We start from the raw sequence: 20,471 nt of genomic DNA, 5'->3' as shown, positions 1-20,471 counted from the left end.
TCAAGAGGGTGCACGAAAAAAAATTTTGGGCCCCCCGGGGCGCCCCCGCCGTCCGTGGCCGGCGCAGCGCGCTGACCTTCAGGATCTCAGCGGGCCCCGCGCCGTCTCCGGCGCCAGCAGCGTGGCGATGATCGTGACGACCGAGAGCGCGATGATATAGACCGACACCGCCCAGTACGAGCCGGCCCATGCCAGCAGCCCAGCCGCGATCAGCGGCGAGAAGCCGCCGCTCAAAGCTGCCGCGACGTTGGCGCCGAGCGAGGCACCGCTGTAGCGCACCTGGGTGCGGAACAGCTCCGGCATGAACGCGGCCTTCGGCCCGAACAGCAGCGCATGGGTCAGCGTCATCGTGACGACGAGCGCGAGCGTGATCAGCGCCGGCTCCCTGCTGTCGAGGAACCAAAACAGCGGAAAGGCCAGCGCCACCGAGAAGACGCCGCCGGCGAGATACAGCGCCTTGCGTCCGAAGATGTCGGACAGCCAGCCGGCAAGCGGCAGCGTCGCGAATTCGACGATGGCGGCATAGACCACGGCATCCAGGATCACCTGCCGTGGCAGACCGAGCTTCGACGTGGCATAGACCACGGTGAAGACGGTGAGGAGATAAGCGAGCCCGACCTCCGATACCGTGATGCCGATCGCGAGCAGAAAGCTGCGCCAGTCGCGGCGCAGCACCTCGAGGGCCGGCTGCGCCAGCACCTCCCTGCGTTCGACGATCTCCTTGAAGTGAGGCGTCTCCGCGAGCTTGAGCCGCACCATGAAGCCGACGCCGACGAGCAGAATGCTGATCAGGAACGGCACGCGCCAGCCCCAGCTGAGGAAGTCCGCCTCGGGTAGCTTCGTCATCAGGGCGAAGATGCCGGTGGAGGCGGCGACCCCGACGGGAAAGCCGATCTGCACCAGGCTGCCGTAGAAGCCGCGGCGATTGCCGGCGTGCTCGATCACCATCACCACCGCGCCGCTCCATTCGCCGCCGAGCCCGATGCCCTGAACGAAGCGCAGGCAGACGAGCAGGATCGGCGCCCAGAGGCCGATCTGATCGTAGGTCGGCAGGCAGCCGATCAGGAAGGTGCCGAGTCCCATCGCGATCATGGTCGCGACCAGCATGGTCTTGCGGCCGAGCCGGTCTCCGTAGTGGCCGATGATGGCGCCGCCGATCGGCCGCGCCACGAAGCCGACCGCATAGGTCGAGAACGCCGCCAGCGTGCCGACGAAGGGGTCGAAGCTCGGAAAGAATAGCTTGTTGAAGACCAGCGCTGCCGCCGTGCCGTAGATCAGGAAATCATACCACTCGATGGCGGTGCCGAGTGCGCTCGCCCACACCACATGCGCCGTCGTCGATCTCTCCGCCGAAGCGGAGGCCCCTACTACCGCCGTCATGCCCTGCCCCAAAAGATTCCGTGAGCATCATGGCTAAACGCACCAGGGGTTGCAACCAGCGGGCGTACCGACGCCGCGGACTAGGCTGCGAGATTTTCGCGAGGTTGCCTCAACACCCGTCATTGCGAGGAGCCCTTGCGACGAAGCTGCTTCGCTTCGCTCGCAATGACGGGGCATTGACGCAGGAGCGCTCCTTACACGGCATTGCCCGGCCATAGCGGAACGCACCCGGCACGTCTAATTCGCCATTGACAGATTTATTCGCTATTATCTAATTTACCTCCACAACAACCCGCCGCGCCAAGCGGCCAAGAAGAGAGGAAACGGCAATGAAAGGGCTCCTGGCCTGCGCCATGCTCGCGGCCATGACTTCGGCTGCCATGACCACGGCGGCCACCGCGCAAGTCTCCGATGACGTGGTGCGGATCGGCGTGCTGACGGATCTGTCGAGCTGGGGCCGCGACAACAGCGGGCCGGGCTCGGTGGAAGCCGCGAAGATGGCGGTGGAGGAGTTCGGGCCGACCGTGCTCGGCAAGCCGATCGAGGTCATCAGCGCCGACCATCAGATGAAGACCGACGTCGGCGTGCAGATCGTGCGCGGCTGGTTCGACAACGGCAAGGTCGACGCCGTGGTCGACATTCCCAATTCCGGCATCGCGATCGCCGTGCACAACATGGTGCGCGAGCGGAGCAAGATCGCGCTGCTATCCGGTCCCGGCGCGAGCTCGCTGACCGACGAGCTGTGCAGCCCGAACACCGTGCACTTCACCTACGACACCTACGCGCTGTCGAAGGTGACGGCCTCGGCCGTCATCAAGGAAGGCGGCAAGTCCTGGTACTCCATCACGGCCGATTATGCCTTCGGCCAGCAGCTCGAGAAGGACGCAACCCGCTTCATCAACGAGATGGGCGGCAAGGTGCTCGGCGGTGTCAAGCATCCGACCAACACCGCCGACTTCTCCTCCTTCGCACTCCAGGCGCAGAGCTCGAAATCCGACGTGGTCGCCTTCGCCAATGCCGGCCAGGACACCGACAACGCCATCAAGCAGTCCGGCGAGTTCGGCCTGGTCCAAGGCGGCCAGAAGCTGGTCGGCCTCCTGATGTTCGACACCGACGTGCACGCGATCGGCCTGAAGGCCGCGCAGGGCACCTATATGACCACGGCTTCCTACTGGAACATGGACGAGGCCACCCGCGCCTGGTCGAAGAAGTTCTACGAGCGCACCAAGGTGATGCCGACCATGATCCAGACCGGCGTTTACGGGTCGGTGCTGCACTATCTGAAGGCCATCAAAGCTGCCGGCACCGACGAGTCCGCCAAGGTGATGGCCAAGATGCGCGAGCTGCCGATCGAGGATATCTTCGTTCACGGCGGCAAATTGCGCGAGGACGGCCGGGTCATCCGCGACATGTATCTCGCCAAGGTGAAGACGCCCGAGCAATCGAAGGAGCCGTGGGACTATCTGGATATCGTCAAGACCGTGAAGGGCGAGGACGCCTTTCGCCCCGTCTCCGAATCCAAATGTCCGCTCCTGAAGAAGTGAGGCTCAGATGACCGGCAACGAACATGGCGCCATTGAGACTTACGAATGCGATGTGCTCGTGGCCGGATCGGGCTGCTCCGGCATGTCGGCCGCGATCACCGCGCGCCACCGCGGCCTCGATGTGCTGATCGTCGAGAAGGAGCCGCGCTTCGGCGGCACCACCGCGCGCTCGGGCGGCTGGCTCTGGATTCCCGGCACCTCGCTGGCGAAAGCCTACGGCATCGAAGAGACGCCGGAACAGGCGCGCACATATTTGCGCCACGAGGCCGGCAACAACTACGACGCCGCGCGGGTCGATGCGTTCCTGAGCGCCGGCCCCGAGGCGGTCGATTTCTTCACCACCAGGACCGCGTTGCGCTTCGACATGCCGCTGGTGTTTCCGGATTATCACGCGGAGGCACCCGGCGGCGCGCAGGGCGGCCGCTCCATGGTGACGCGGCCGTTCGACGGGCGCGAGCTCGGTGATCAGATCAAGACGCTGGGCATGCCCCTGCCCGAGCTGACCGTGTTCGGCATGATGCTCGGCTCCGGCAAGGAGATCATCCATTTCATGCGGGTGACGAAGTCGCTGACCTCCGCGGTCTACGTCGCCAAGCGCCTGTCGCGGCATCTGATGGACGTGCTGCGCTACGGCCGCGGCATGACGCTCACGAACGGCAATGCGCTGGCGGGGCGCCTCGCGAAATCCGCGCTGGATCTGAAGATTCCGATGTGGCTGTCCTCGCCGGTGCGCGAGCTGACGGTCGAGAATGGCGCCGTCACCGGCGCGATCGTCTCGCGCGAAGGACGCAACGTGCGCATCCGGGCACGCCAGGGCGTCGTGCTCGCCTGCGGCGGTTTTCCCCATGACGTCGAACGGCGCAGGAAGATGTTTCCGCATGCACCGACCGGCAACGAGCACTATTCGCCGGGGCCGACCGGCAATACCGGGGATGGACTACGCCTGGCGGAAGCCGCCGGCGGGCATGTCGAGAATCGCTTGCCGAACGCGGCAGCCTGGGTGCCGGTGTCGCTGACCACGCGCAAGGACGGCTCGAAGGGTGTGATGCCGCATTTCATCGACCGCGCCAAGCCCGGCGTGATCGCGGTGATGCGCGACGGCAAGCGCTTTGCCAATGAAGGCAATTCCTATCACGACTTCGTCCAGGCCATGGTCAAGGCGGCCAAGCCCGGCGAGGAGATCGCCGCGTTCCTGGTCTGCGACCACAAGACGTTGCGCAAATACGGCCTCGGCTGCGTGCCGCCCTTCCCGATGCCGCTGGGCCATCACCTGAAGTCCGGCTATCTCATGCGCGGCGACACGCTGGAGGCGCTGGCGGCGAAGGCCGGGATCGATGCCAAGGCGCTCACCGAAACGGTCGGGCAGTTCAATGCGACCGCGCCGCTCGGTCACGATGCCGCCTTCGGCAAGGGTTCGAAAGCCTATAACCGCTACCAGGGCGATGCACTGCACGGCCCGAACCCCTGCGTCGCGCCGATCGAGAACGGACCGTTCTACGCCATCAAGATGGTGATCGGCGATCTTGGCACCTATGCCGGCATCGTCACCGACGAGAACGCGCGGGCGCTCGACGCCGAGGGCCGGGTGATTCCCGGCCTCTATGCCGCCGGCAACGACATGGCAAGCATCATGGGCGGCAATTATCCAGGCGCCGGCATCACCCTTGGGCCGGCGCTGACCTTCGGTTACATTGCCGGACGGCATCTTGCCGACAGCGCCGCCAAGCGCGACGCAGCGTAGGCCACCCCGCCAGGAGGCGCATGAAGAGAGAAAGCCGCGGCATCCAGTCGATCGAGGTCGGCGGAGAACTGCTCCGCGCGCTCGCAAGATGCGGCGAGCCGATGATGCTGCGCGATCTCGCACGCGAAGCTGGCATGACGCCGGCCAAGGCGCATCCCTATCTCGCCAGCTTCTCCCGCATCGGCCTGATCGAGCAGGACGAAACCACCGGCCGCTACGAGATCGGCGCGCTGGCGCTCGAGCTCGGCCTGATCAGCCTGCGCCGGCTCTCGGGCGTGCGCATCGCGCGTCCCAGGATCGCGGCGCTCGCGAACCAGATCGGACACGCAGTCTCGCTCGCTGTCTGGGGCACGCACGGCCCAACCGTGGTGCAGCTCGAAGAGCCGGCCCAGCCCGTCCACATCGTGATGCGGGCCGGTTCGGTGATGGCGCTGCTGGAGACCGCGACGGGCCGCGCCTTTGCGGCGTTCCTGCCGGAGAAGACGATCGCTGCCGCGCTCGAAAGCGGGCTCGATCGTCGCGGCGTCGGCTACAATCCAAAGCGCGCGGTGAAGGGCGCCAAGGTCGCCGAGATCCTCGCCGAGGTGCGCAAGCACGGCCTTGCCCGCGCCCTCGGCGATCCCCTGCCCGGCGTCAACGCATTCTCGGCGCCCGTGTTCGACCATTCCGGCCACGTCGCGCTGGCCATCACCGCGATGGGGCCGGAAGGCACGTTCGACGCGCGCTGGGACAGCCCGATCGCGCACGCACTGCGCGATTGTGCTGGCGGCATCTCGAAGCGGCTCGGCCACGGCATGACGGTCGCGGCGGAGTGAAGGGCGAGCTGCCCGCCTCACGACGACTGTCATTCCCCGCGAAAGCGGGGAATCCAGTACGCCGGGGCCCATCGATTCAACCCACGACCGCCTCGGAGTACTGGATCGCCCGCCTTCGCGGGCGATGACACCGAGTGTGGGGCGACAACGCCCTACTTCTCCTTCACCGGCACCGTGTAGTTCAGGACGAGCCGGCCGCCATCGGGATAGATCGTCTGGCCGGTGACGTAGGACGCATCGTCGCTGGCGAGGAACGCCACGACCGAGGCCACCTCGCTCGGCTCGCCGCCCCGGCCCGCCGGCGTGCGTGACATCACCGTCTTGCGGGCGTCCTCGGAGGTGTAGATCGACGACCTCACCATGTCGGTCAAAATCGTGCCCGGTCCGACCGCAACGACGCGGATGTTGTGCGGGGCGAGCGCAACGGCGGCAACCGACGTCAGCTGCTTCATGCCGCCCTTCGACATCGCGTAGGTCGCAAGCGCCGGGATCGCCAGCAGCGCGTTCACCGAGGACATGTTGATGACGACCCCGCCGCCGCCCTGCGCGATCATCTGCCTCGCCGCTGCCTGCACGCCGAAGAACGCGCCTTTCAGATTGATGCCGATGATCTCGTCGAATTCCTCTTCGGTAATGTCGAGGATGTCCCGGTTGCGGGCGACGCCGGCATTGTTGACCATGATGTCAAGACGGCCGAACTCCTTCACCGCGGTCGCGACCAGCTGATCGACATCAGCACGCTTGGCGACGTTGCCGACGATGGTGCGCAGCGCATCCGGCCGTCCGAGGTCGGCGGCCGTGGCAGCCAAGCCCTCGGCATCGACGTCGGAGATGACGACCTTGACCCCGTCGTCCAAAAATCTCTTCGCGCAGGCCTTGCCGATGCCGCGCGCTGCGCCGGTGATGGCGGCGACCTTGCCGGATAATTTCATGGGTTCACTCCTGGACTAAAGCGCGATGAGATGACGACGAATCGTCATCGCGCTTTGGGTTATTGTTTGAGCATGATCCTTTCGGAAAACCGCTGCGCATTTTTCCGGATCATGCTTTAGTGACGATCTCGCGGACGCATTCACGCAAAGACGCGCGGGCGCAGCCCGGCATGAAACCAGGTGATCATGGAATAGATGTCGTAGACCGGCAGCCCGACTTCGGCCTGAAGCGCTGCGGCATAAGGCGGCATGTTGGTGCATTCGAGCACGATGGCACCGACATCCGGATTCCTGGCGACGAGCTCTTTGCCGGCCTCGACCACGTCGCGCTCGGCTTGCGCGATGTCCATATCGTCCTTCTCGGCCTTGATCAGGACACGGAAGAACTCCTTGCCGTTCTCGGTGCCGACCAGCGGCGTGTCGAGCGGCACGCCGGCGCCTTCGAGATGGGCCGGCGTCAAGGTCGAGCCCGACACCGTGACGAGGCCGACGCGCTTGCCGGGCGGCAGGGTCGCCTGCACCCACGGCACCTGCATCAGCGACGAGGTCGCGACGGGAACGCAGACGGCCGCCGCGATCTCCTTCTGGAACAGCGAGAGGAAGCCGCAATTGGTGGTGATGGCCTCGGCGCCTAACCGCACCAAATCCTTGGCCGCGTCGATGAAGTCGGGCAGCAGGCCGGCGGCGCCCTTCAGCACCACTTTCTCCGGCGAGGCGCCGCTCACCACACGATAGAGCACGGGGAACGGCCAGGTCGTGCCGTTGCCCATGTCGCCGGGAATCCGGGGGAAGCGCGCCTCCAGCATCAGGATGCCGAGCGGCGCGCCATAGATGGCCTTGCCACCACGGGCGATGCGGGAGGATGGGCTGGCTGAGACGGTCATGGTGCGCTCTCAGAGGAAACGATCGGGCGCGAACGGCGCGAGTGGAATTTCTGGCGCCTTGCCGCTCAGGAGCTGGGCGACGAGACGGCCGGTGCGGGCCGAGCCGACGAGGCCGACATGGCCGTGGCCGAAAGCATAGACGATGTCGCGCGAGGCGCGCGCGTAGCCGATACAGGGCCGTCCGTCCGGCATGCTCGGGCGATGGCCGAACCAGGACTTGATGCGGGAGGCCGGGATGTCCTTCGGCAGTTTCGGAAACATGCTGAGGAGGTGGCTGCGCAGGATTTCGGCGCGCTTCCAGTTGGGCGCGGCCTCCAAGCCGGCGATCTCCACCGTGCCGGCGGCGCGCAGGCCCTTGTTGGTCCAGTTCACCACCATCTTGGCGTCGGACGCCATCATCGAGCTGCGCGGGCCCGATTCCGGATTCTCGATCACGACATGATAGCCGCGCTCGGTTTCGAGCGGGAGGGGATCGCCGACCGACGCGGTAAGCTGCCTGGATCGCGCGCCGGCGGCGATCACCGCGGCATCGCAGGCAATCTCGCCGGTCTCGGTGATAACGGCGACGAGCTTGCCACCATTGAGCTTCAGCCCGGTCGCCTTGGCGCGCACGTGCTTCGCACCACTCGCAATCGCATGATTGGCAAGCGCAGCAACGTAAGCGCCGGGATCGCGGCAGCGCCCGGCCTCCTCCACCACCACGCCAAAGGTGTAGCGCGGATGCAGCTCCGGCTCGCGCTGGCGCATCTCATCCGCGTTGAGCTCCAGCCATTGGACGCCGACCTTCCTGCGCAGGCGCCAGCCGAGGTCATTGTCGAAATTGCCGCGCGAGGGGAAGACATGCATCACGCCGTTGCGCTCGATCAGCTCGGGGACACCGGCTTCTTCCGCGAGCTTCCTGTGCAGCAGCGGCGCGTCCTTCAGGAGATCGCGCAGCGCGAACGCCGTGGTCTCGACCCGCGCCGCGGTCCAGCCCGAGAGCAGGTACTTGACCAGCCAGGGCAACGCCTTCGGCAAGTAGGACCAGCGGATCGCGAGCGGGCCGAGCGGGTCCATCAGATAGCCCGGCACCTTCTTCCAGATGCCCGGCTCAGCCGGCGGGATCACCGAATGCGAAGAGAGCCAGCCGGCATTGCCGTAGCTCGCCGCCTGCTCGCCGCCGGGCTCGCCCGGATCGATCAGCGTGACGCGATGGCCCTCGCGTAGCGCCTCGATCGCGCTGATCACACCGATCGCGCCGGCACCGATGATGGCGACGTGGCGGCCGGCCGGCATCGCTTTAAGCCTTCACCGCCGGCGTGAAATCCTTGCCGACCGAGATCGCGCGCGGATCGATGATGCAGTGGAGGATCGACGGCTTGCCCGACGCCAGCGCGCGCTCGAACGCCGGCGCGAACTCTTCCGTGCGCTCGACGCGCTCGCCATGGCCGCCGAACGCCTTCGCGTACATCGCAAAGTCAGGATTCTTGAGCTGGGTGCCGACGACGCGACCGGGGTAGTCGCGCTCCTGATGCATGCGGATGGTACCGTACTGCGAATTATCGACGACGATGACGACGAGCGGCGCGTCATACTGCACGGCCGTCGCGAACTCCTGGCCGTTCATCAGAAAGCAGCCGTCACCGGCGAAGGCGACGACGACACGATCCGGACACTGCCGTTTGGCCAGCACGCCCGCCGGCACGCCGTAGCCCATCGAGCCCGAGGTCGGCGCAAGCTGGGCGGCAAAGCTGTGGAAGCGGTGATGGCGATGGATCCAGCCGGCATAGTTGCCGGCGCCGTTGCAGACGATGGCGTCCTTCGGCAGGCGGTCGCGCAGCCAGGTCATCACCTGGCCGTACTGGAACGAGCCCGGCAGCTCGCGGGCCTTCCCGGTCCAGGCGAGATAATCGGCGTGTGCCTTGGCGGCCTCGCCCTTCCAGGCCACCGCGCCTGTTGGCTTCAGCGTCTCGACCGCCGCGGCGAACGTGGCAGGCGTCGCCTGGATCGCAAGCGCCGGCTGATAGACCCGGCCGAGCTCTTCGGAGCCCGGATGCACGTGGATCAGCTTCTGATGCGGGGTCGGAATGTCGAGCAGCGTATAGGACGAGGACGGCATCTCCGACATGCGGCCGCCAATCAGCAGAATGACATCGGCACCCTCGATGCGCGCCTTCAGGCCTGGGCTCGGCCCGATGCCGAGATCGCCGGCATAGTGTGAATGATCGGCGTCGATCAGCGAGGCCCTGCGGAACGAGGTCGCGACCGGCAGGTCGAACCGCTCGGCAAAGCGCGCAATGCTTCTGGTCGCCTCCTCGGTCCAGCGCGAGCCGCCGAGAATGACGAGCGGCGCCTTGGCGCTCGCAAGCATCGCACCGACGCGTTCGATATCGGCAGGTGCCGGCCAGCTCACGGCGGGCTCGATGCGCATGGCATCGGCAACGGCGGCGGTCTCGGTCAGCATGTTCTCCGGCAGCGCGATCACCACGGGACCAGGGCGGCCCTGCATGGCGACGCGGAAGGCGCGCGCCACCAGCTCCGGAATGCGATCAGGGCGATCGATCTCGACCGCCCATTTCGCCATGGAGCCGAACACCGCCTTGTAGTCGAGCTCCTGGAACGCCTCGCGCTCGCGCATGCCGGTGTCGACCTGGCCGACGAATAGGATCATCGGGGTCGAATCCTGCATCGCGATGTGGACGCCGTGGCTGGCATTGGTCGCGCCGGGCCCGCGGGTGACGAAGCAAACGCCGGGCCGCCCCGTGAGCTTGCCATAGGCCTCCGCCATCATCGCCGCACCGCCTTCGGCCCGGCAGATCATGACGTCGATCGGGCTGTCATGCAGTGCGTCGAGCGCCGCCAGATAGCTCTCGCCCGGCACGCAGGTGACGCGCTCGACGCCTTGGGCGACGAGCTGATCGATCAGGATCTGGCCCCCGATGCGGGTGTTGCGAATGGTCATGTCGGCTCCCTCGAGACTTCGGCAGTGCCCCTCACCGCCTCGCAAAATTTCGTCCGGACGTGGCGTAGGACAGGCCGACAGGACGCGCAAGATCGAAAGGCTTTTCGCACCCTGCGCAGGCGGCATGCCCGTCCCTGCCGTTTGCACGACCGCCCCTGTCGCGGCCACCCTGGACCAGATCCGTGAACAGATACCGGAGCGCTTCGAGGTGCGCGGCGTCAGCGCGGCGACCACGGAGTGCCGTTCTGACCTGGTGCGGCCCAACTCCGCTCCGACCGAATCCAACCGGTTGCAATCGCGCTCGCCCAGGTGAGCATGCCCTTGCTGCGCGCAAGTGCGGCCATGGCCGCACTATCGTAGGGCACGTAGCGGATCGTCGCGGTCCAGGCTCCTCCGGCATGCTCCAGCAGGGCATAGCACGCGTGGGGCGTGCCGACCTCAACGACGTAAGGCACAGGCAATTTCCCGTCGTAGCCGGGCAGCCCGACGCTGCCGGGGTTTACGACCAGTCGACCATCCCTCAGACGAACGACCCTCGGAATGTGAGTGTGCCCGCACAGGATGACTTCGGCCGTGATCCCCTCGGCCTCGGACTCGATCGCCTCGATCGGACTGGCACGCACGCCGCCGTCATCGGCTATCTGATCGAGCCAAAAGGCGGCATCGTTCCTGGGTGACGCATGGCACAGGAATACCCGGTCTCTGTACATCAGCGTGGGTGGCATGCTTGCCATCCAGTCGAAATGCTTGCGCGCGAGTTGCTGGAAATCGCTGCGCGCCGAAGTACCCGCCTGCCGGAGCTCCAGGAGGATTCGATCCTGATCGCCCCGCACCGACGGAAAGCCGCGCTCGATGAGCAGGTCTGCAGTTCTTGCGGCCTCGAGCGGCCCGCTGACGTGGTCGCCAAGATTTACGACGTCGTCGATACCGAGCGCGGCAATGTCCGCAAGGACGGCGTCCAGCGCCGGACGATTCCCGTGCACATCCGCGATCGCAGCAAATTTCATGTGACCCTCCCAGTCGAGATGGCCGACGATTCACGCAATGCGGGACGATGCAGGGATAGCGGTTCTCTTTAGCTGCATTTGTAGAAGCGCCCGCAAGCTGAGGATCAAATCGGCGCTGGGGAACAATGACACGACGAAGGTGCCGCAATCAAGGGACGGCTACCGGGCTTCGGCGTCTTCGTCTACGATCCCATTGAATCACTGCCGGGAGCACTGGAATGCAAACCATCGGCCTGATCGGCGGCATGAGCTGGGAGAGCACCGCGCTCTACTACAAGCTGATCAACGAGCGGGTCCGCGACCGCATGGGCAAGCTGCATTCGGCACCATTGTTGATGTATTCCTACGATTTCGAGGAGATCAAACAGATGCAGTATGCCGGCCGCTGGCAGGAGGCGGCGGCCAGCCTGGCGGAGGTCGCACGGAGGCTCGAAAGCGCCGGGGCGCGTGCGATCGTGCTCTGCACGAACACGATGCATAAACTGGCGCCCGAGATCACGGCCAGCGTGACCGTTCCGTTCATCGACATCGGCGACGCGACGGCGCAGCGGATTCGGGCCAAGGGATACCGGCGGGTCGGGCTGCTCGGCACCAAGTTCACGATGGAGCAGGATTTCTACATCGACCGGCTGCGCGCGCATGATCTCGATGTGCTGATTCCTCCGGCCGACGAGCGCGCCGACGTGAACCGCATCATCTACGACGAGCTGTGTCTCGGGCACGTCGCCGCTCCCTCGCGCCGTCGCTATCAGGAGGTGATGGCGGCCCTCGTCGTCCGCGGCGCCGAGTGCATGATCCTCGGCTGCACCGAGATCACGATGCTGGTCGGCCAGGACGATACCTCGGTCGAGACGTTCGACACGACGGCCATTCACGCGGAGACGGCAGCCGATTTTGCGATCGGATGATGCGTCTTCGCCCACCTTCCCCCGCGTGAACCGCCCACAGAGCGGACGCGAACTTGAATGCTGCACTGCGGCCAAAATCGACGGAAGTTGCGCTTGATTTTTGCCTGTCCTTGCCCCACCCCGGAGGCATGGCAAACGACAGTAAGGTCATCGCCGCCAACGCGGCCTTCTACGCCGCCTTTTCGGCCGGCGATTTCGACGAAATGCAGCGGATGTGGGCGGATGACGACGCCATCTCCTGCATCCATCCCGGCTGGCCGGCCATCATCGGGCGCGCCACCGTGATCGGAAGCTGGCGCGACATCCTGCAAAACCCGGAGCGGCCGCAGATCGTCTGCGCCGAGCCGCAGGTGATCGTCGATGGCGACAGCGCGCGGGTGCTCTGCATCGAGATTGTCGACGGCACCGCCTTGGCCGCCGCGAACCATTTTCGCCGCGTCGGCGACGACTGGCGCCTCGTGCACCACCAGTCCAGCCCGATCGCGCAGATTGTCGAACAGGCCGAGGACGATAGAGCGAGTCACCGCGTCCACTGACCGCAGCGATCACGTAGGCGTGATCTACTGTGCATGGGGTTGTTCCTCAGTTTTTGGTGGCGGCACCGAGTTCCGACAGGTCGTCCAGCACGACCCGCGCCGCGGTGAAGTCATCGTCCCCAAAGAACATGCTGCGCGTGATCAGAACCGGGATGCCGGCACGCGAGGCCGCAACCAGGCCGTTGGCGGAATCCTCGATCGGGCCGCAGCGAGCAGATCCGTCACGCCCGGCCGCAAGGGGCAGCAGCCGGTTTCGATCAGCTCGGCATAATGCGCGGTCTTGACGCGGTGCAGCTCTGCGATGTCCATGTCCGACAATGGCGGAGCGGTCCCCAGCCTCGTCTGGTAGGCGCGCATGCGCTCCTTGCCGCCCGTGACCCGCAACAGCTCCTTGTAGACGGCACGGTCCCACCGCCAGTCGAGACCGTGGCGGGCGAAGGCGAAGTTGAAGGCCTGCCGATGCAGCTCCTCGGTCTCGGCGAGGGTGCCGTCGACGTCGAAGATCAGCGCAGCCGCGCGCCGGATCAGTTCACCGGCATCGCATCGCGCTGCCGCGGGCGCTCCCGCCTGAACGATCGATCCGGTCGCCAACGACGCCTCCCTCCCGAGCTGCCTGTGACGAGCGAGGATCGCGCGAAGCGGCAGGCGCGACAAATCGCAATATCTTTTGCCGGACCCAAAAATCTCTTATGAGCGAGAGGCGCCACGGCGCGAGCGGGAACTCCGACCTGCACAGGAGACGCATGCGGCTCTTCATCCTCGGCCTCGGCTACAGTGCCCGGCACTTCGTTCGCCAATACGGCGGCAGCTTCTCGCATGTCGCCGGCACCGTGCGCGACCCCGCGCAACGGAACGATTTCGGCCGCCTTGAGGTGCATCCGTTTTCCGGCAGCCGTCCGTCGCAAGAGACGGTTCAGCAGGTTCGCGACGCCGATGTCCTCCTGGTGTCGATCCCGCCCGGCAGCGCCGGCGATCCCGCGACCACGGCGTTCGGCGACGTGCTACAGGAAGGCCGCCGCAAGGTCGTCTATCTCTCCACCATCGGCGTGTACGGCGATCACGGCGGCGCGTGGGTCGACGAGGGCACGCCGCTGCAGGCCGTCCTCGACCGCACGCGCATGCGGGTTGCCGCGGAGCAGGCCTGGACGGACGCGGCGCGCGGCGATGCGGCGATCCTGCGGCTCGCGGGCATCTACGGTCCCGGTCGCAACGCGCTCGTGACGCTGCGCGCGGGAACGGCGAGGCGCATCATCAAGCCGGGACAGATCTTCAACCGCATCCACGTCGACGACATCGCCAGCGCGATCATGGCCGCCATTCGTTACCCGAACGGCGGCACCTGGAACGTCTGCGATGACGAGCCCGCGCCGCCGCAGGACGTGATCGCCTATGCGGCGAAGCTAATGGGCGTGGCGCCGCCGTCAGAAGAAGCGTTCGCGACCGCCGAGATGTCGGCAATGGCCCGCAGCTTCTATGCCAGCAGCGCCCGTGTCTCCAACGCGAAACTGAAGCGCGAGCTCGGCGTCTCGCCGGCCTACCCCACCTATCGGCACGGCCTCGACGCGCTGTGGCGGGCAGGCGAAGGACGATAGGGTTCCTGCACTCCCACGCCTCCCAGACATGCCTTGCCCGCGCTTGACTTCATCCCAGTGCGGTCGTGATCTAGCCATCGAGCGAGCCACCACACAACGAGCTCGCCTCTTGGGAGAATGCAATGAACAAGACGATCGCCATGATCGCTGCGACTGCCGTCATCGCGCTCGGTGCGGCGCGCGCCGCGCCGCTGCCCGAAGCCAATCCCGACGACGTCGGTTTTTCGAAACAGGGCCTTGCGCGCCTCGATAGCTTCTTCGCGCGCGAGATCGCGGCCAAGCGCGTACCCGGCGCAGTGGTCGCCATCGCGCGCGACGGCAAGCTCGTCCACTACAAGGCCTATGGCATGCTCGATCCCGCCAAGAGCACGCCGATGCCGATCGATGCGATCTTTGCGCTGGCCTCGATGACCAAGCCGATGGCCGCGGTCGCCGGCCTGACGCTGATGGAGCAGGGACGGCTGCCGCTCCAGGCCAAGCTGTCCGACTACTACCCGGGCTTCGCCGACATGAAGGTCGGCGTTCCCCAGGCCGACGGTTCGCTCAAGCTCGAGCCGCAGGCCTCGCCGATCTTCATCCACGATCTCTACCGGCATACGTCGGGATTGATGTATGGCGGCCGCCCGGACTCATCGAGCCCGGTGGCGCGGCAATATCCCGACGGCATCGCGCCGGCGATCGAGGCGACACCCAGGCCTTCATCGACCGCATCACCAAACTGCCATTGGCGCATCAGCCCTCGACCGAGTTCGAGTATGGTTTTTCGATCGACGTGCTCGGCGCGGTCGTCGAGAAGGTGAGCGAGCAGAAGCTCGGCGACTATCTCGCCGCCAACGTCTGGCAGCCGCTCGGCATGAAGGATGCGACCTTCCACCCGACCGACGCCCAGCGCCCTCGCCTTGCCCGCCCGTTCACGAACGATCCGCTGACCGGCAAGCCGCAGGCCATCAAGCTCCTGGACACCCCGACCAAGTTCGATTGTGGCGGCGCGTGCTCGTTCGCGACGGTCGGCGACTACATCCGCTTCGGACAGATGCTGCTCAACGGCGGCGAGCTGGACGGCCAGCGCATCCTCGGTCCGAAGACCGTGCATCACATGACGTCCAATCACCTCGGCCCCGAGATCAAGAACAAGGTGGCCAATGTCGAGCCGCATCGCGGCGGCTTCGGTTTCGGCCTTTCGGTTGCGGTCCGGATCAGCGAGGGATTGTCGTCAGTCCCCGGCAATCCAGGCGAGTTCACCTGGAACGGCGCCTACGGAACGCAGTTCTTCTGCGACCCCGAGGAGCGTCTCGTCGTGGTGGTGGGGACGGCGGCCCCTGGTGAGCTCAGGAAATATTACCGCGAGCAGGTCCAGGACATCGTCTACGGCGCGATGGTGAAGTGAGGTCGCTGCGTGCAAATCAAAGGGCGGCCGATCGGGCCGCCCTTCGAAACCATGCATCAGCTCAACACGCCGTACTTCTTGAACCAGGCCTGCGCCTGCTTCCAGGCGTCTTCTGCGGCGTCCTTGCGGTAGCTCCCGCGATAGTCGGCATGGAAGCCGTGCGGCGCTTCGGGATAGATCTTGAACTCGGCCGTCTTCTTGTTCTGCTCGAGCGCTGCCTTCATCTGCTCGACCTGGGCGACGGGAATGCCGGTATCGGCGCCGCCATAGAGGCCGAGCACCGGCGCCTTCATCTCTGGCGCGAGCTGCATCGGGCTCTTCGGCCACAACGGACTGGCAGGATCGACCAGCGTGCCGTAGAAGGCGACGCCTGCCTTGAGAGCGCCGCTATGGGCGGCGTACTCCCAGACCGTGCGGCCGCCCCGGCAGAAGCCGATGATGCCGAGCCTGGTGACGTCACCGCCGCGCGATCCCGCCCACGTCACCGTCGCATCGAGATCGGACATCAGTTCGGCGTCCGGCTTGGCATTCACCACAGCCAGCAGATCCTTGATCTCCGAGACCTTGGTCAGGTCGACGCCCTTGCGGAAATAATAGTCGGGCGCGACCGCGAACGCACCGAGCTTGGCCAGGCGCCGCGTCACGTCCTTGATGTATTCGTGCAGGCCGAAAATCTCCATCGCCACGACGATCACCGGCGCCCTGGTATTGCCGGCCGGGCGGGCGAAATAGGCGGGCATCTCCTCGGAGCCGACCTTGATCTTGGCATCACCGGCCTCAAGACCGTTGGTGTCGGTCGTGACCACCTCGGCGCGCACGGGCCCGGCCGCAAGCGTATAGCCCGCCGCCACGGCCGCGGTGGCACTCATGAATCCGCGACGTGAGACCGGGGCGCTTTTGGTCAGCCCGACGACGTCGGATGCCATGGTGGTTTCGAAGCTCATCGGTCCATTCCTTCCTGCTGCCTGCTACCCCTGGGGCGACGCATTCGCCAATAGTTGCTGGCGAAACGCAAATCACCAGCCTGCGAGCATGAATCGTCGAATTCCAGGATATTGCCGGCCATAGCAATGAAGGCGGCACGTTTTGTCGTTGAACCGCGCGGCTTGTCCAATGCCCAACGACACCCTGACATTCCCTGGATCGCGCGTGTGCCGGACTTAACCGTCTAGCTGCATTGCATCGCAACATCCATTAACCGAAAAAGTCGGTTCTTTCCCGGCCTGCCACGCCGCCAGAGGTTGCGAAGAATGCCCCTGTTCGCACACTCGACATGATCAGCCGCAACAAATGGCCATTGGAGCGGCGGCAACGACACATCATGTTGCTCGCGCATCGAACACCATCGCCAATTACCGGGCGAACCGTCGTCATTTGATTGAAATTTTCTGAGGATCCGAGCTGCGCGATTTACTCGAACTTACTTTGTGACGCCCTAGTTCCACGGCCGGAAGTTCCATCTCCGAAACGGAAAGGCATCTTCCCCCAGCAATCCGCCGCCCGCCAACGGACGAAGGAGCGCCCGCGGGATTCATTCTCGTCCACTCAGATTGCGCTACCCAAAGCTCAATTGAATGGACGCTTATACGACCTGGAACTGAAATGAATTTGGCTCGCGAATCGATTGAACTGTTGGAGCAGGCCGCGCGAATCCTGTGGTTCGAAGGCACCAAGCACGGCTTGCGCGACCGCGAATGGATGGCGCTGCGCTTTCTCTCCCGGGCCAACCGGTTTTCCCGAACGCCATCGGCGCTGGCGAGCTACGTCGGCACCACGCGGGGCACCGCCTCGTTCATCATCGGCGAGCTCGAGCGGCTCGGCTACCTCGAACGAAAACGTTCGGCCACCGACAAGCGGTCGGTGATGTTGAGCGTGACCCAGCAGGGCAAGAAGTTCCTGGTGCGCGACCCCGTCAACGTTCTCATCGAGGCGATTGCCGTTCTCGACGACGACGTCAAGATCCGCTTCCGCGACACGTTCCGGCACGTGCTGGATCAGTCCGACGCAGCCGAGCAGCGGCATCACACCGACGTTTGCAAGCGATGCATCTTCCTGCGGGAAGATCGCACCACCACGGACGGCAAGACGACGGTCGAGTTCAGCTGCCGCCTGTTTCGTGCACCGATCGCGGAGACGGAGGTCGATCTGCTATGCACCAGCTTCGAGCATCACCGTCAATAGAAGGCTGCTCAAGGCGTCGCCTTGCGTAACGAATAGATGACGCCGCCGCTGGATTCCACCACCAGGCGCCCGTTCTCGTTTCTGATATCTTCGATGCGGCCGAGGCCGGGCACTTGTTGTCCCAGCACGGCCTCGATGACCCCGTTCGGGCCTTGCAGAATCGCAATCCCCTCATAGGCCTGGCGGACCGACCAGCCCTTGATCATCTTGCGCGGCACCGACGTACGCTCGGACGCAGGCACCGAGCCCGTGAATTCGGGCGCTGCGACCGAAGCCATCATCGGCCCTTGCGGCGACGCCGGCTGCGATTGCACCATTGCCGCCGGCGCTGGAGCCTGCACCTGGGTCTGAACCTGTGCCTGGGCAAGCTTGTCGAGCTTCGCCGTCGAGGACGAACTCACCCGCTCGATCCGGTCCAGGTTCTCGGCAAATCTGCCGAAGCGATCATTCGTCGCCTTGCTCGATTGATCGACCGCAGTACGCAAGCCATCGAGATTTTCGGACACGCCCGACACCTGCCTGCGCAGTTGCGCCACGGTCTCGCGCAGATTCCTGATCTCGGTATTGGTCGCAACGTTGTTCTGAGCGGGCTGGGTGGTGAGATAGGCGATCACGCCGGTGCAGGCGCAGACCACCAGCATGGCAGCGACCGCGAGAGTTGCGAGCGGTGCGACCCATGTCGGACGGGGCGGCGGTGGCTTGGCCACGATCACGGCCGGCTTGATCACGGCCGGCGCTGGTTTCGGGATCGCCATCTTGTCGAGGCGCGCCTTGGCACGAATGCGCTTCAGCCCCTCGAGAGCTTCCTTCGCGAGAGCTTCGTCGCTCGCCGCGGCCGATACACGCTTTGCGCTCGCAGCGGGCTTGTCCGCTCGCGTCGCACCATCCTTTGTATCGCGCGCCTCCGGAGCCGGCTTCGCCACCGCGGAAGCATCCGCGGTCGCGTTGGGACGAGCTTGTCCATCGGACAACATGTGAAATGCTCCGTTCGTTCGACCTGTCGAACGGTGACGTTATTTGCCGAAGCTTGCCTGAGACGTGTGCATCGAAACTTTCCATAGCGCGCGATGCGGTGTTGCGAATCGGATCACGTCATACACGCGGCGATAGTGCGACTCGAAAGACACACACTCGCCCAGATTTCACCAAGCTGGAGTCGTGTCGCCACAAGTGAGTCGACTTGTCGCATGTGGAAAGACAAGCGCCAGAGTCAATCCGGGGTTGAAGAGGGCTCGATTTGCAAGACCGTTGCTCTACTCAAAACAGCTGTAATTGCACGGGGATGCGGAACTTTACATCCGCCGCAGTGCAAAACTAGTTTGGAAACCAAATCAACTGATGCGATTGAATACATCAAGAAACAACCGGAAATGAATCAACAGCATCAAGCACGTGTAGCAACCGCTTTGCTGCGCACGCTTGATCGGAAATCGGCAATTGTTACGGTCCTACTCAAGTGATTCTCGCCAGTTGGCGAGGAGATCGACACGGTTCAGCAGTGTTCGGAAGCGATGAGCAACTTGGCGCAACTGATCTAGGTCGTTTCTCAATCCGCTCCGCGAGGTGATCCGCAAGGCACCCGCCGGGCCTCACGCCAGTAAGCGTTCAGTATCGAGTTGATGTAGCAGGCCTGCGTGACGCAGGCACTGAATGCGTAGGGCTGCCCGCGAATATCGAAACCATAACAACGGTTCGCGGGAAGGAATGTCGTCAAACAGCATCGTTGCCGAGCCGGAGCATCACAACAACCATCCGGCCGCAACAAGTGCGAAACAGGGGCGAAAGACTGATGTATATTATCGTTGATGATCGCGAGAGCGTCGCGAACAGCTACGTTGGAGGGCTGGTTCGCGAAGGCGTGTCGTCGATCGGCTTCTCTTCCGGAGAATTCTGGGACTGGCTGCAATCCGCGAGTGAATCGGATTTGGCGGCGGTGGACGCCTTTCTCCTCGGGGATTGCGATGCACGCGGAAGTCTGCCACGGGCAATGCGCAAGCGTTCCTCGGCGCCCATCATCGCCGTGAGCGGCCAGAAGATGCTCAAGAACACGTTGGAGCTGTTCGAATCGGGCGTCGACGATGTCGTGCACGTGCCGGTTCACTTGCGGGAGATCCTCGCCCGAACGGCCGCCATCGCGCGGCGCCGCGTAGGCGAGCTGCCGAGGCCCTGCGAGAGCAGGATTCAGGTCTTCTTCAACGGCCGTGACCCCGAGATCGCGGGCCACGCCCTCACCCTGCCCCGCCGCGAACTGCGCATTCTCGAATATATGGTCGCCAACCACGGCAAGTGGATCACCAAGACGCAGATCTTCAACGCGGTCTACGGCATCTTCGAGTCCACCTTCGACGAGAGCGTGATCGAGAGTCACGTCAGCAAGCTGCGCAAGAAGCTCCGCGACCGCCTTGGCTTCGACGCGATCGTGGCCCGACGCTACGTCGGATACCGCCTCAATATCCCGGCCGGCGAGACCCTCGACGAGCCGGTGCAGGAACTCGACGAGGTCGGGATCCTCCTGAACAGAGCCCATGCCGCCCCGGCGGCCTATCCGGCCGGAAACTGACACGGCAGGAGGCTGCCGCCAAACCTGCAACGGCCTCTGCGAGCAACTTCGCAGAGGCCGTTG

General features: G+C 64.9%; 17 protein-coding genes and 2 pseudogenes. 10 read left to right on the top strand and 9 right to left on the bottom strand.

Annotation, left to right across the window (positions count from 1 at the left end; translation table 11 throughout):
* Window positions 1-78 precede the first annotated feature (78 nt).
* Window positions 79-1,380 (bottom strand): MFS transporter, encoded by a 1,302-nt coding sequence (locus tag H1B27_RS32830; RefSeq protein WP_197968887.1) that lies wholly within the window; start codon window positions 1,378-1,380, stop codon window positions 79-81.
* A gap of 329 nt (window positions 1,381-1,709) precedes the next feature.
* Here H1B27_RS32830 and H1B27_RS32825 point away from each other — a divergent pair, with 329 nt between their 5' ends.
* Genes H1B27_RS32825 through H1B27_RS32815 form a run of 3 tightly spaced genes read left to right on the top strand, consistent with a single transcriptional unit; the run spans window position 1,710 to window position 5,480 of the window.
* On the top strand, window positions 1,710-2,924 hold the full coding sequence (locus H1B27_RS32825) for an ABC transporter substrate-binding protein (RefSeq protein WP_197968886.1): 1,215 nt from the start codon (window positions 1,710-1,712) through the stop codon (window positions 2,922-2,924).
* Window positions 2,925-2,931: 7 nt separating this feature from the next.
* A complete protein-coding gene (locus H1B27_RS32820) occupies window positions 2,932-4,665 on the top strand; it encodes an FAD-dependent oxidoreductase (RefSeq protein ID WP_197968885.1) in 1,734 nt (577 codons plus the stop codon).
* Between the two features lie 20 nt (window positions 4,666-4,685).
* Window positions 4,686-5,480 (top strand): IclR family transcriptional regulator, encoded by a 795-nt coding sequence (locus tag H1B27_RS32815; protein WP_061877103.1) that lies wholly within the window; start codon window positions 4,686-4,688, stop codon window positions 5,478-5,480.
* A 152-nt stretch (window positions 5,481-5,632) separates the two neighbouring features.
* Here H1B27_RS32815 and H1B27_RS32810 read toward each other — a convergent pair whose 3' ends face one another.
* The 5 genes from H1B27_RS32810 to H1B27_RS32790 form a co-directional block, all read right to left on the bottom strand.
* Window positions 5,633-6,412, bottom strand: coding sequence for an SDR family NAD(P)-dependent oxidoreductase (locus H1B27_RS32810; protein WP_061877104.1), 780 nt, complete (start codon window positions 6,410-6,412; stop codon window positions 5,633-5,635).
* Window positions 6,413-6,552: 140 nt separating this feature from the next.
* Window positions 6,553-7,296: an aspartate/glutamate racemase family protein gene (locus H1B27_RS32805; RefSeq protein WP_061877105.1), complete on the bottom strand. Its 744-nt coding sequence runs from the start codon at window positions 7,294-7,296 to the stop codon at window positions 6,553-6,555.
* Between the two features lie 9 nt (window positions 7,297-7,305).
* Window positions 7,306-8,571 carry an NAD(P)/FAD-dependent oxidoreductase gene (locus tag H1B27_RS32800; protein WP_197968884.1) on the bottom strand — a complete coding sequence of 422 codons (1,266 nt, stop codon included), beginning with the start codon at window positions 8,569-8,571 and terminating at the stop codon, window positions 7,306-7,308.
* A 4-nt stretch (window positions 8,572-8,575) separates the two neighbouring features.
* Window positions 8,576-10,237, bottom strand: coding sequence for a thiamine pyrophosphate-binding protein (locus H1B27_RS32795; protein ID WP_197968883.1), 1,662 nt, complete (start codon window positions 10,235-10,237; stop codon window positions 8,576-8,578).
* A gap of 218 nt (window positions 10,238-10,455) precedes the next feature.
* Window positions 10,456-11,244, bottom strand: coding sequence for a metallophosphoesterase family protein (locus H1B27_RS32790; protein ID WP_197968882.1), 789 nt, complete (start codon window positions 11,242-11,244; stop codon window positions 10,456-10,458).
* A gap of 218 nt (window positions 11,245-11,462) precedes the next feature.
* Here H1B27_RS32790 and H1B27_RS32785 point away from each other — a divergent pair, with 218 nt between their 5' ends.
* Together H1B27_RS32785 and H1B27_RS32780 are read left to right on the top strand one after the other, a co-directional pair.
* The gene (locus H1B27_RS32785; protein WP_197968881.1) at window positions 11,463-12,152 is read left to right on the top strand and encodes an aspartate/glutamate racemase family protein; all 690 of its coding nucleotides are present in this window, start codon (window positions 11,463-11,465) and stop codon (window positions 12,150-12,152) included.
* Window positions 12,153-12,280: 128 nt separating this feature from the next.
* Window positions 12,281-12,688: a nuclear transport factor 2 family protein gene (locus H1B27_RS32780; protein WP_197968880.1), complete on the top strand. Its 408-nt coding sequence runs from the start codon at window positions 12,281-12,283 to the stop codon at window positions 12,686-12,688.
* Window positions 12,689-12,734: 46 nt separating this feature from the next.
* Here the strand turns inward: H1B27_RS32780 and H1B27_RS32775 are convergent.
* Window positions 12,735-13,264 (bottom strand): annotated as a pseudogene (locus H1B27_RS32775) (HAD family hydrolase).
* Window positions 13,265-13,431: 167 nt separating this feature from the next.
* On the opposite strand from H1B27_RS32775, the gene H1B27_RS32770 reads away from it, so the two are divergent.
* On the top strand, window positions 13,432-14,280 hold the full coding sequence (locus H1B27_RS32770) for an SDR family oxidoreductase (protein WP_197968879.1): 849 nt from the start codon (window positions 13,432-13,434) through the stop codon (window positions 14,278-14,280).
* Window positions 14,281-14,402: 122 nt separating this feature from the next.
* A pseudogene (locus H1B27_RS32765) lies at window positions 14,403-15,667 on the top strand (serine hydrolase domain-containing protein).
* Window positions 15,668-15,723: 56 nt separating this feature from the next.
* Here H1B27_RS32765 and H1B27_RS32760 read toward each other — a convergent pair.
* A complete protein-coding gene (locus H1B27_RS32760; RefSeq protein ID WP_061877113.1) occupies window positions 15,724-16,611 on the bottom strand; it encodes a dienelactone hydrolase family protein in 888 nt (295 codons plus the stop codon).
* Window positions 16,612-17,269: 658 nt separating this feature from the next.
* Here H1B27_RS32760 and H1B27_RS32755 point away from each other — a divergent pair.
* Window positions 17,270-17,848 (top strand): MarR family winged helix-turn-helix transcriptional regulator, encoded by a 579-nt coding sequence (locus tag H1B27_RS32755; RefSeq protein WP_197968878.1) that lies wholly within the window; start codon window positions 17,270-17,272, stop codon window positions 17,846-17,848.
* Window positions 17,849-17,856: 8 nt separating this feature from the next.
* Here the strand turns inward: H1B27_RS32755 and H1B27_RS32750 are convergent, their stop codons facing one another.
* Window positions 17,857-18,822 carry a hypothetical protein gene (locus H1B27_RS32750; protein WP_197968877.1) on the bottom strand — a complete coding sequence of 322 codons (966 nt, stop codon included), beginning with the start codon at window positions 18,820-18,822 and terminating at the stop codon, window positions 17,857-17,859.
* A gap of 213 nt (window positions 18,823-19,035) precedes the next feature.
* On the opposite strand from H1B27_RS32750, the gene H1B27_RS32745 reads away from it, so the two are divergent.
* Window positions 19,036-19,308, top strand: a complete 273-nt coding sequence (locus H1B27_RS32745) for a hypothetical protein (RefSeq protein ID WP_197968876.1) — start codon at window positions 19,036-19,038, stop codon at window positions 19,306-19,308.
* Between the two features lie 329 nt (window positions 19,309-19,637).
* Entirely contained in the window at window positions 19,638-20,408 is a 771-nt protein-coding gene (locus tag H1B27_RS32740) for a winged helix-turn-helix transcriptional regulator (protein ID WP_035670259.1), read from the top strand.
* The last annotated feature ends 63 nt before the right edge of the window (window positions 20,409-20,471 follow it).

This window comes from Bradyrhizobium diversitatis (assembly GCF_016031635.1).
Classification (GTDB): domain Bacteria; phylum Pseudomonadota; class Alphaproteobacteria; order Rhizobiales; family Xanthobacteraceae; genus Bradyrhizobium; species Bradyrhizobium diversitatis.
Note: the sequence above shows the minus strand (reverse complement) of the source record. Positions and strands in the feature narration are given on the sequence as shown.

Bases quoted from the DNA above. Each gene is read 5' to 3' on its own strand.
- H1B27_RS32830 (WP_197968887.1), bottom strand. From the start codon at position 1,380: ATGACGGCGGTAGTAGGGGCCTCCGCTTCGGCGGAGAGATCGACGACG.
- H1B27_RS32825 (WP_197968886.1), top strand. From the start codon at position 1,710: ATGAAAGGGCTCCTGGCCTGCGCCATGCTCGCGGCCATGACTTCGGCT.
- H1B27_RS32820 (WP_197968885.1), top strand. From the start codon at position 2,932: ATGACCGGCAACGAACATGGCGCCATTGAGACTTACGAATGCGATGTG.
- H1B27_RS32815 (WP_061877103.1), top strand. From the start codon at position 4,686: ATGAAGAGAGAAAGCCGCGGCATCCAGTCGATCGAGGTCGGCGGAGAA.
- H1B27_RS32810 (WP_061877104.1), bottom strand. From the start codon at position 6,412: ATGAAATTATCCGGCAAGGTCGCCGCCATCACCGGCGCAGCGCGCGGC.
- H1B27_RS32805 (WP_061877105.1), bottom strand. From the start codon at position 7,296: ATGACCGTCTCAGCCAGCCCATCCTCCCGCATCGCCCGTGGTGGCAAG.
- H1B27_RS32800 (WP_197968884.1), bottom strand. From the start codon at position 8,571: ATGCCGGCCGGCCGCCACGTCGCCATCATCGGTGCCGGCGCGATCGGT.
- H1B27_RS32795 (WP_197968883.1), bottom strand. From the start codon at position 10,237: ATGACCATTCGCAACACCCGCATCGGGGGCCAGATCCTGATCGATCAG.
- H1B27_RS32790 (WP_197968882.1), bottom strand. From the start codon at position 11,244: ATGAAATTTGCTGCGATCGCGGATGTGCACGGGAATCGTCCGGCGCTG.
- H1B27_RS32785 (WP_197968881.1), top strand. From the start codon at position 11,463: ATGCAAACCATCGGCCTGATCGGCGGCATGAGCTGGGAGAGCACCGCG.
- H1B27_RS32780 (WP_197968880.1), top strand. From the start codon at position 12,281: ATGGCAAACGACAGTAAGGTCATCGCCGCCAACGCGGCCTTCTACGCC.
- H1B27_RS32770 (WP_197968879.1), top strand. From the start codon at position 13,432: ATGCGGCTCTTCATCCTCGGCCTCGGCTACAGTGCCCGGCACTTCGTT.
- H1B27_RS32760 (WP_061877113.1), bottom strand. From the start codon at position 16,611: ATGAGCTTCGAAACCACCATGGCATCCGACGTCGTCGGGCTGACCAAA.
- H1B27_RS32755 (WP_197968878.1), top strand. From the start codon at position 17,270: ATGAATTTGGCTCGCGAATCGATTGAACTGTTGGAGCAGGCCGCGCGA.
- H1B27_RS32750 (WP_197968877.1), bottom strand. From the start codon at position 18,822: ATGTTGTCCGATGGACAAGCTCGTCCCAACGCGACCGCGGATGCTTCC.
- H1B27_RS32745 (WP_197968876.1), top strand. From the start codon at position 19,036: ATGTGGAAAGACAAGCGCCAGAGTCAATCCGGGGTTGAAGAGGGCTCG.
- H1B27_RS32740 (WP_035670259.1), top strand. From the start codon at position 19,638: ATGTATATTATCGTTGATGATCGCGAGAGCGTCGCGAACAGCTACGTT.